This is a genomic window from Oleiphilus sp. HI0086, assembly GCF_001635225.1.
Map to the genome: position 1 here is coordinate 1 of NZ_LWFZ01000493.1, position 11055 is coordinate 11055.

General features: G+C 46.6%; 6 protein-coding genes. 1 reads left to right on the forward strand and 5 read right to left on the reverse strand.

The window, feature by feature from the left end:
- Positions 1-75: 75 nt before the first annotated feature.
- The gene (locus A3756_RS06020; protein WP_082865111.1) at positions 76-1662 is read right to left on the reverse strand and encodes an ABC-F family ATPase; all 1587 of its coding nucleotides are present in this window, start codon (positions 1660-1662) and stop codon (positions 76-78) included.
- A 204-nt stretch (positions 1663-1866) separates the two neighbouring features.
- On the opposite strand from A3756_RS06020, the gene mfd reads away from it, so the two are divergent.
- The gene (gene mfd, locus A3756_RS06030) at positions 1867-5322 is read left to right on the forward strand and encodes a transcription-repair coupling factor (RefSeq protein WP_068553071.1); all 3456 of its coding nucleotides are present in this window, start codon (positions 1867-1869) and stop codon (positions 5320-5322) included.
- Between the two features lie 74 nt (positions 5323-5396).
- On the opposite strand, the gene A3756_RS06035 is transcribed toward mfd, so the two are convergent.
- The 4 genes from A3756_RS06035 to A3756_RS06050 form a co-directional block, all read right to left on the reverse strand.
- On the reverse strand, positions 5397-6572 hold the full coding sequence (locus tag A3756_RS06035; protein ID WP_068553073.1) for a CaiB/BaiF CoA-transferase family protein: 1176 nt from the start codon (positions 6570-6572) through the stop codon (positions 5397-5399).
- An 18-nt stretch (positions 6573-6590) separates the two neighbouring features.
- Positions 6591-7736 carry an acyl-CoA dehydrogenase family protein gene (locus A3756_RS06040; protein ID WP_068553075.1) on the reverse strand — a complete coding sequence of 382 codons (1146 nt, stop codon included), beginning with the start codon at positions 7734-7736 and terminating at the stop codon, positions 6591-6593.
- Between the two features lie 75 nt (positions 7737-7811).
- Complete coding sequence (locus A3756_RS06045) at positions 7812-9965, reverse strand: 3-hydroxyacyl-CoA dehydrogenase NAD-binding domain-containing protein (protein ID WP_197473258.1); 2154 nt, start codon at positions 9963-9965, stop codon at positions 7812-7814.
- A gap of 13 nt (positions 9966-9978) precedes the next feature.
- The coding region (locus A3756_RS06050; RefSeq protein ID WP_068553079.1) for an acetyl-CoA C-acetyltransferase at positions 9979-11055 on the reverse strand (1077 nt) is incomplete at its 5' end.

Genomic DNA, 11055 nt, shown 5'->3' on the forward strand with positions numbered 1-11055 from the left:
AAGTCCGGTCGATATATAACAATGCTAAAAAAGGGGCTTTACGCCCCTTCATTCAAAACCTTAAGAGCAAGGTTTTTACTGGGCCTGGCTCTCTAGGTATTCATCATAGTTACCGTTAAAGTCGACTATGCCATCAGGCGTAATCTCGATAATACGTGTCGCCAAAGATGAAACAAATTCTCTATCGTGAGAAACGAACAGTAGAGTTCCTTCAAACTTTTCTAGCGCCATATTCAAGGATTCAATAGACTCCATGTCCAAGTGGTTAGTCGGCTCATCCATCACAAGAATATTTGGCTTCTGAAGCATGATCTTGCCAAATAGCATCCTGCCCTGCTCTCCACCCGAAATCACTTTGACTGACTTGTTGATATCGTTCTGAGAGAAAAGTAAGCGACCAAGAGTGCCACGAATCACTTGTTCGTCATCACCTTCTTGCCCCCATTCACCCATCCATTCGAATAGATCTTTGTCTTCTTCGAAATCTGAAGCGTGATCCTGAGCGTAGTAACCAATATTGGCATTCTCAGACCACTTTATTGTACCAGCATCATGCTCGATGCTATTTGTAAGGCACTGAAGCATGGTGGTTTTTCCGATACCGTTAGGGCCAATAATCGCGATACGCTCGCCCACTTCAACCATCAGGTTAAGGTCTTTGAAGAGCGTTTCTTCATAGGTCTTGGTCAAGCTTTCAACTTCAAGCGCCATTCGGTGAAGCTTCTTTTCTTGGTTAAAGACGATGAAAGGGTTTTGGCGGCTCGAGGGTTTGATATCATCAAGCTGAATTTTATCAATCTGTTTTGCACGCGAGGTGGCTTGCTTAGATTTAGATGCATTGGCTGAGAAACGAGCGACAAAGGCCTTTAATTCTGAGATCTGTGCTTTCTTCTTCGCATTATCAGACATCTGGCGTTCACGTGCCTGAGTCGATGCAAGCATGTATTCGTCATAGTTGCCCGGATACAGACGTAATTCACCGTAGTCGAGATCAGCCATATGCGTACAAACACTATTTAAGAAGTGTCTATCGTGCGAGATGATGATCATCGTACAGTTACGCTCGTTGAGAACACCTTCTAGCCAACGAATGGTATTAATATCCAGGTTGTTGGTCGGCTCATCGAGCAGCATGATATCGGGTTCAGAGAAAAGTGCTTGCGCGAGTAAGACACGAAGTTTCCAACCCGGTGCAACTTCGCTCATTGGGCCATAATGCTGCTCAACCGGAATACCAACGCCAATCAGTAATTCACCCGCTCTAGATTCTGCACTGTAGCCGTCCATTTCAGCGAATTCAGATTCAAGCTCGCCTGCGCGAATACCGTCTTCTTCACTCATTTCAGGCTTGGCGTAGATCGCATCACGCTCCGCTTTGATTGACCAAAGCTCTTCATGCCCCATGATAACGGTATCGACAACACTAAACTCTTCATAGGCGAACTGGTCCTGCTTTAGCTTACCAATTCGTTCATTAGGGTCTTTAGAGACATTCCCCGAGGTAGGCTCTAAGTCACCGCCCAATATTTTCATAAAGGTTGACTTACCGCAGCCATTGGCACCAATTAGGCCATAGCGGTTGCCCTCACCAAACTTAACTGAAACGTTTTCAAATAACGGCTTTGCGCCAAACTGCATTGTAATATTCGCGGTAACTAACAAGGTATTGCCTCAAGATCTGGGTCATGGTTCAGCTATCTATTAATAGCGGCGCGAATTATGCCACAAAGAAAGCGCTTTCGTTAAACCAAAGCAAAGATTTTTGTATCTCGTTTGCTAAGGGCTTATATCGGGGTGCAATATTCCTCGATCAAAGCTATTATTCGCCCCTTATTTCTGCCGCCAATTCGAGAACAGTAACTTAGCATGAATGTCTCTTCTATTTCGTCAACGCTTATTCCTTCAGTGCCCGCTGACCATAAATACTGGGGCTCCATTCCTCAAGGTGCTAGCGCGGCGACACTTTACGAGTTACTTAATGAGATAGAAGGCTTTTGTTTATATATCGCTAAAGATTCGCAACAAGCCTACGCAATGGAAAGCGCGTTTAAATTCTTTAACGAAGGCAAGCATGAGGTTTATGTTTTCCCTGACTGGGAAACACTTCCCTACGATACATTCTCACCCCATGAAGATATTATTTCTCAGCGTTTGGAAACTCTCAGCAAGCTTCCTCTTGCTAAGCGCGGCTTACTTATCATCCCGCTTAATACGCTATTGCATCGTTTGCCACCAAAAAGCTTTTTGAACGCGCACACCTTTTCTTTAAAGAATGGGCAGACATTTGAGCTTGAAAAGTACCGCCGTATGCTTGAAGAAGTTGGCTACAGAAATGTTAATACCGTTTATGAGCATGGCGAGTACGCAATACGAGGCTCAATCTTTGACCTTTACCCTATGGGCAGTGAAGAACCCGTTCGTATCGAGTTGTTTGATGATGAGATAGAAAGCCTGCGTACATTCGACCCGGATAACCAGCGTTCAAAAAATAAGATCAAATCGCTAAAGATTTTACCTGCAAACGAATTCCCATGGGACGATAAAAGCCGCATGAGTTTTCGGAACCGTTGGTTAGAGCAGTTCCCAAATGCGGCATCAAACTGTCCTTTATATCGAGATATCAAAGACGGAATCAAACCACACGGCGTTGAATATTACAGCCCGCTGTTTTTTGAAGAGATGACAACACTGTTTGACTATTTACCTGAACAGTCACTTGTCATTACGCCAAGTGACATGCCTGAATTGCTAGATCATGTGTGGAGCGATATTAACGGCCGTTACGAAGATCGAAGGCACGATATCCAGCGCCCTATTCTTCCGCCTAGAAACCTGTTCCTGACAACTGACGAATTATTTTCTGATTTAAAGCAACACCCAAGGTTAACCTTATCCACCGCGAGATTAAGTGAAGGTGCAGGTAAATCAAACTTACCTTTTGATGTACTAGGGCAAGTAGGTGTCGATGACAGAAATACCGATCCACTCAGTGCGCTTAAAACGGCAATAGACGCCTTTGCCGGTAAGACGCTGATCATTGCTGAAACCGCGGGCAGACGTGAAGTACTAAGCGAGTTGTTCACACAGTACGCCTTCGCATTCGAAGACACTCAAAGCTGGCAAAGCTTTCTGCAAACAGACAGCCAGGTACAGTTAGTAACTGGCAGTTTGTCGCACGGCTTTATTTCGCAAGAAGCGTCACTTCAGGTTATCACCGAAACAGAATTGTTCGGCCAGCGAGTTGTACAGAGCCGACGCCGTAAGAAATCTAGTGATAATTCTGAAATGATGGTGAAAAACCTGACGGAATTATCCATCGGCGCGCCGGTCGTACATATTGATAATGGCGTTGGCCGCTATCGCGGTTTAGAAACGATCAAAGTGGGTGATCAAGTCGATGAGTTTCTAATGCTTGAGTATGCCAACGAAGCCAAGCTCTATGTTCCTGTATCTAACCTCAACCTTATTTCTCGATATAGCGGAACTGACGAATCACTCGCTCCGCTGCACCGTCTGGGAACTGAAAAGTGGAGTGCAGCAAAGCAAAAAGCCTTAGAGAAAATTCGTGATACGGCCGCAGAATTGCTCGAAGTTTATGCAAAGCGTGAAGCACGCTCCGGATTTAAATGTGATAAACCTGGTGAAGCTTACCGCGCCTTCTGCGCCAATTTCCCGTTTGAAGAGACACCCGATCAGCAAGCTGCGATTAAGGCAGTGCTTCGCGATATGACACGCGAACAGCCGATGGACCGGCTCGTCTGCGGAGACGTTGGTTTTGGTAAAACTGAAGTGGCGATGCGTGCCGCATTTGTCGCAACCTACTCGGGTAAGCAGGTCGCAGTGCTCGTTCCTACGACACTTCTTGCGCAGCAGCATTACGAGTCTTTCCAAGATCGATTTGCAGGCACGGCGGTTAAAGTCGATGTGCTATCAAGATTCAACTCTCCAAAAGATCAGGCTAAAGCGCTGGAAGACCTAAAGGCTGGAAAAATAGATATTATTGTCGGTACCCACAAGCTGATTCAAAAAGATGTTAAGTACAAAGACCTTGGTCTTTTGGTTATTGACGAAGAACATCGATTCGGTGTGCAGCAGAAAGAAAAGATTAAGTCTTTCCGCAGCGACGTAGATATTTTAAACCTTACCGCCACGCCAATACCGCGTACTTTAAATATGGCGATGGGCGGCATACGCGATCTATCGATTATCGCCACACCACCTGCTAAGCGTCTGTCAGTAAAAACTTTCGTTCGTGAGCGCGAAGATGCTTTGATCAAAGAGTCTCTCTTGCGTGAGATTCTGCGTGGTGGTCAGGTTTACTACTTATTTAACGATGTTAAAAATATTCATAAAGAAGCTGAGTACTTAACTAAACTGGTACCTGAAGCGCGAGTTGGCATTGCCCACGGTCAAATGCGTGAGCGTGAACTTGAAACCGCGATGTCAGACTTTTATCACCAGCGCTTTAATGTTTTAGTTTGCTCAACCATCATTGAGACCGGCATCGATATTCCTAATGCCAACACCATCATGATAGACCGAGCTGATAAGTTCGGCTTGGCACAGCTACACCAGTTACGTGGACGCGTCGGACGATCACACCACCAGGCTTACGCCTATCTCATGACACCCAGCTCTAAAAAACTTAGTGGCGATGCTGAAAAACGACTTGAAGCAATTGTTGCCTCGCAAGAACTTGGGGCGGGCTTCATGTTGGCAACGCACGACCTAGAGATACGTGGTGCAGGTGAACTATTAGGTGAAGAACAAAGCGGCCAGATTCAGAATATCGGTTTTACCCTATATATGGACTTGCTAGATCAAGCCGTTAAATCGCTTAAACAAGGAAAAGAGCTCGACCTTGAGAACCCAATGCATGGCACCGAGGTGAACCTGCGTATTCCCGCAATTATTCCTGACGAATATTTACCAGACGTACATATGCGTTTAGTACTCTATAAACGTATTGCTAACGCTGCCGATAAGGACGGCCTAAAAGACATTCAAGTCGAAATGATTGACCGCTTCGGTATGTTACCTGACGCTGTGAAAAACCTAATGCGTCAAACAGAGCTGAAGCTCAAAGCCGATCCTGTTGGCATCGATAAAATCGACGCAGGCGAGACCTCCGGTAGTTTTGAGTTTTCAAAAGACACGAAAGTCGACCCCTTGGCCATCGTTCAGCTAGTGCAAAAGAACCCGATAAAGTACAAGCTAGAAGGCGCCACAAAACTTAAGTTTGAGCTTGAGGCCAAGAACGCAGAAGAGAAATTAAGTGAGATTGAAGCGCTGATTGCGTTATTGAGCAAGGCCCCGACTTAGCCTCAGCTGTAGGCAGAGCCTTCCACGGCTCGCTGGCAGGTTAGCACGAGTCAGGTTCACAGCGAGATATATGCTTACTTAACACACTTCCCCTCTCTAAGCCCCTGAACTTGCTCATCACTATAGCCCAAAGACTTTAATACATCTGAGGTATCTGCCCCCAAAGGTCTCCCTGCTTGCTTTATGCCTTCAGACTTAAATGGCAATGCGCTATTTATTTGTTGAATCTCGTTGCCTGTCTCATCTACAGCGGTGGTAATCATGCCCCGCGCTATGAAGTGAGGGTGCGCTGCAGCCTGGTTGATACTCAATACAGGTTCTACACAAGCATCTAAGTTGCCAAAGACGTCATTCCAGTGAGCTTGGTCTTTTTCGATCACTTTTGCTGCAATTGCTGCCTTGATTTCTGTTTGGGTTTCGGCTCGTTGGTCGGCAATCTTATTCTGGTAAGCTGTCAAACCTAGGGTAGATAGCAAAACCATCGCGAAGTTTGGTTCCAGGCTACCGACCGAAATATACTTGCCATCTGCCGTCTGGTAGTAGTCGTAGAATAAACCACCGTTGAGCATCTCTTCGCCACACGCTGGGTCCTTGCCACTGACTAGCGCGTTGGCGCCGAACATCGTGTTCAGCGCCAAGGCCGCATCACTCATACTGATATCCAGGTGCTGGCCTTTTCCAGTAGAAGCACGTTCAATCACTGCGGCAAGAATCGCCATTACGGCATGATGTGAACCACCTGCAATATCGGCAACCTGTGTTGCAGATAAAGTGGGACCGGTTTCTTTTCTGCCAGAGAAACTGGCTAAGCCCGACAAAGCCAAATAGTTAATATCATGCCCTGCCCGATCTTTTAAGGGCCCTGTTTGACCATAGCCTGTGATCGAGCAATAGATTAATTTAGACTGAAACTTTACCAAGGCCTCATAATCCAGACCTAGACGCGCCATAACACCTGGTCTGAATTGCTCAATCACAATATCAAACTCACTCACCAACTTATGAACGATCTCTTTTGCACTCTCATGCTTTAAATCAACAGCAATCGTTTTCTTATTGCGATTAACGCTGGCGTGCGAGGCAGAAACCTTACCTACCATTGGCGGCAAGAGCTTTAGTAGATCGGGTCGCGTAGGTGACTCTACTCTTACAACCTCTGCGCCCATATCTGCCAACAATTGCGTTGCATAAGGGCCCGGTAATAAGGTGGTAAAGTCGAGAATCTTAATTCCCTTGAGTGGTTGTGACATTACTTACCCCTACTTCCTTTAGACCATCGAGCGGCCGATAATCAACTTCATGATTTCATTTGTACCAGCATAGATCTTCTGAACACGCGCATCTGCGTAAGCGCGCGCAACCGGATACTCCCACATGTAGCCGTAACCACCATGTAGCTGTAAACACTCGTCAATCACATCGCACTGGATCTCGGTAGTCAATAATTTAAGCTTCGCTGCGGTCACCACATCTAGTTGCTTATTAATATGCAGCTCTAAGCATTTATCGACAAATACACGCGCCATCGTCAAGGTTGCTGACATTTCGGCAAGCTTAAACTGGGTGTTCTGGAACGATGCTATTTCACGGCCGAAGGCTTTACGCTCTTTAACGTATGCGACTGTTTGCTCAAGAATCGACTCTGCACTAGCGATCGCGTTTAAGCCTACCGATAGCCGCTCTTGTGGTAGCTCCTGCATAAGGTAGATAAAGCCCATGCCTTCAGCACCTAGCACGTTTTCTTTTGGGACTTTTACATCCTGGAAGAATAGCTCTGACGTATCCTGTGCCTTCATACCGATCTTATGAAGATTGGTGCCTTTTTCAAAGCCGGGTGAGTTTGCCTCAACTAACAGAAGGCTCGTACCTTTTGCGCCAGCTTCAGGGTTAGTTTTAGCCACCACGATAATTAAATCTGCTAACTGTCCATTAGTGATAAAGGTCTTAGAACCATTGAGTGTATAGAACTCGCCTGACTCGTCTAACACAGCATTGGTTTTCACACCTTGTAAGTCAGAACCGGTGCCAGGCTCTGTCATGGCAATCGCGGTCACAATTGAACCATCAACACAACCCGGCAGGTACTTTTGCTTTTGCTCTTCGGAACCGTAAGCCATGATGTAAGGCACCGCGATGTCTGAGTGCAAGCCAAAGCCGATACCACTTAAGCCGTAATTAGCAACTTCTTCATCGATCACCGCATTGAAACGAAAGTCACCTTCAACACCGCCGTATGCTTCTGGGACAGTTGGGCTTAAAAAGCCGTGTTCACCAGCCTTCTTCCATAGTTCACGAGATACCTGACCGTCTTTCTCCCATTGCTCGTGGTGAGGCACAGCTTCAGCTTCAAGGAACTTCTTAAACGCATCGCGAAACATTTCTTGTTCAGATTCAAATACTGTTCGTTTAATCATCTTTTTCTACCTTTCTTAGAATTATTCAAAGCTTGTGAGGCCCAAAACCTCACAAACTGGTTGATATAGATTTAGCTAGTCTTTGAACGTCAAATTGTCTCGGGCCATATCTTTAAGCAGTTGAGGGACTTCGTATCGCTCACCGCATTGCTGATGCAAGGCTTCGGCCCTTTCAATAAAAGACTCTAAGCCTGTTTGGTTGATAAACTGCAAGATGCCGCCCGTCCAGACCGGATAACCAATTCCCATGATGGAGCCGATATTAGCGTCTCGAACGCTGGTCAGTACTTTTTCTTCGACGCAGCGGACAGTCTCAATCGCTTGAATGTAAAGCAGGCGATCTTTGATCTCATCAACACTAACTTCACGGTCGGGTTGTTCGAACTTATCCTTTAGACCTGACCATAAGTGTTTTTTACCTTGAGCCGGATAATCGTAATAACCACCACCCGCAAGTTTTCCTGCACGTTCTAGCGCAAGCATCTTATTTACAACTTCATCGGCTGGGTGCGCCAGATAAGGTTTGCCTTCCGTTTCAAGATCCTTAATCGTTTGCTTACGAATCTTTTCCATCAAGGTCATGCTAACTTCATCGGTCACTGCCAACGGTCCTACCGGAAAACCTGCCAGGAAGGCTGCATTTTCGATCGCTGCGGCCGGTATCCCTTCACCCAACATGGCGATCCCTTCGTTTGCAAAAGTGCCGAAAACACGGGAAGTGAAGAATCCACGGCTGTCATTAACTACGATTGGCGTTTTACCAATTTGCAAAACGTAGTCATAAGCTTTGGCCAGTGTTTCATCTGAGGTCTTGTCACCACAGATGATTTCTACCAGCGGCATTTTGTCGACTGGCGAAAAGAAATGAAGGCCAATAAAGTTCTCTGGTCGCTTAGAGGCTTCCGCAAGACCAGTAATGGGTAAGGTAGAGGTATTCGAAGCAAATACAGCTGATGACTCTAAATGCGCTTCAGCTTCCTGTGTGACCTTTGCTTTTAGACCTCTGTCTTCAAATACAGCTTCAATGACTAGGTCACAGCCTTTCAAGTCCTGCGCATTATCGGTCGCCAGGATGGCGTTCATGGCAGCATCACGCTTATCACTGCTTAAGCGTCCTTTTTTCACTTTCTTATCAAGGATCTTCCGAGAATACTCTTTACCTTTTTCAGCATTTTCTACTGAAACATCTTTTAACACGACCTCAATGCCCTTAGCTGCTGATGAATAGGCAATACCTGCACCCATCATACCGGCGCCCAAAATTCCCACCTTACTCACCTTTGACGCTTCTACGCCATCAGGACGCGCTGCCCCCGCCTTGATTTCATTGAGTTGATACCAGAAAGTACCGATCATATTCTTCGCTACCTGGCTACAAACCAGCTCAACGAAATATCGTGTCTCAATGCGCATTGCCGAGTCGACATCAACTTGTAGGCTTTCAACCATTACCGAGAGAATCGACTCAGGAGCTGGCATGGTGCCTTTGGTTTTTTCGCGCATCATTGCGGGTGCAATCGGTAACATCTTCGCTAAGGCAGGCGTTGAAGGTTTTCCTCCTGGCACTTTATAGCCTTTTACATCATAAGGTTGTTGGGCTTTAGGGTTGGCTTTAATCCAAGCAATAGCCGAAGAAACTAGTTCTTCAGGTGCATCGACAATTTCATTGATCAAACCAAGATCTTTACCTTTCTCAGGTTTGAGCTGTTTACCTTCGGTCAAAAACGGCAATGCCGCCTGAAGGCCTAAGAGACGAGACATACGGACAACACCGCCACCACCAGGCAACAAGCCAAGCGTCACTTCAGGTAGACCTAGCGTCACACCTTTGCTTAAAGCGACACGGTAATGACACGAAAGCGCAAGCTCCCACCCCCCCCCAAGTGCAGCGCCGTTGATACAAGCAACAACCGGCTTACCAGATGTTTCTAGCTCTCGCATTGCCAGTTTTAGGCGGTCAACCATTTTATACAGAACCGAGGCATTTTGACGTGTAGTTGCATAGAGGTCATCAAGGTTGCCACCGGCAAAGAAAGTCGACTTATTTGAACGGAATAGCACACCTGCGAAGTCTTCATCACGAAGTTGTTCGACTGCTGCGCATAAGGAGTCTGTAAATTCCTGGTCCATTAAGTTGGCACCGGAATTGGGCTTATCAAGAATAAAGTGAACGATATTGTCTTGATCTTTTTCTACAATCACTGAATTCGTGTTGTTATTTATACTCACGGCCGTTCTCCTCTTAAACTCTTTCGATAATCGTTGCGATACCCATGCCACCGCCGACACACAAGGTCGCTAGGCCAGTCTTTAGGTCACGAGCTTCAAGCTCATCTAGTAACGTACCCAAAATGATTGCTCCTGTTGCGCCTAAAGGGTGACCCATCGCGATTGAACCGCCATTAACATTTACTTTTTCTTCACTCACTTCTAGTTCGTCCATAAAGCGCATGACCACAGAGGCGAATGCTTCGTTCACCTCGAACAAGTCGATGTCCTTAACGTCCATGCCAGCTACTTTAAGTGCTTTTCGTGCAGCGGGCGCAGGACCTGTGAGCATAATCGTCGGGTCAGTTCCAACAACAGCTGTAGAAACAATACGAGCCCGTGGTTTCATACCGAATTTTTTACCAGCAGCCTCACTACCAATTAAGACAGCTGCAGCACCATCAACAATACCCGAGGAGTTACCAGGTGAATGGATGTGATTGATTGACTCAACTTGCGGATAACGCTGACGAGCAACACCGTCAAAGCCCATCTCGCCCATCATCTGGAACGAAGCTTTTAACTTACCCAAGGTCTCCATGGATGCATCCGCCCGAACCAACTCATCGTTCGCTAAAATTTCGATACCATTACGATCAACGACCGGCACCACAGATTTTTCGAAAGAGCCGCGTTCCCAAGCCGCCGCTGCTTTATGATGCGAACGCATAGCAAAGGCATCGACGTCTTCACGGGAGTATCCACCCAAGGTAGCGATCAAATCTGCACCAATGCCCTGCGGCATAAAACCCGTTTTAAAGTTCGTTTCGGGGTCCATTGCCCAAGCACCACCATCGCTCCCCATCGGGACTCGTGACATAGACTCGATACCCCCAGCGACCACGAGATTTTCCCAACCTGAACGAATCTTCATTGCAGCGGTGTTAACCGCCTCGAGCCCCGATGCGCAAAAGCGATTAAGGACAACACCTGCAACATCATCATTCCATCCTGCAGCCAATGCTGCAGTTTTTGCGATATCAGCACCTTGGTCGCCAACAGCGGTAACGCAGCCCATGACGATATCGTCAACCTCAGCTGTATCGAAACC

Excerpts from the sequence above, each read along its gene's own strand:
- A3756_RS06040 (WP_068553075.1), bottom strand. The coding sequence starts at position 7,736 with ATGATTAAACGAACAGTATTTGAATCTGAACAAGAAATGTTTCGCGAT.
- mfd (WP_068553071.1), top strand. The coding sequence starts at position 1,867 with ATGAATGTCTCTTCTATTTCGTCAACGCTTATTCCTTCAGTGCCCGCT.
- A3756_RS06035 (WP_068553073.1), bottom strand. The coding sequence starts at position 6,572 with ATGTCACAACCACTCAAGGGAATTAAGATTCTCGACTTTACCACCTTA.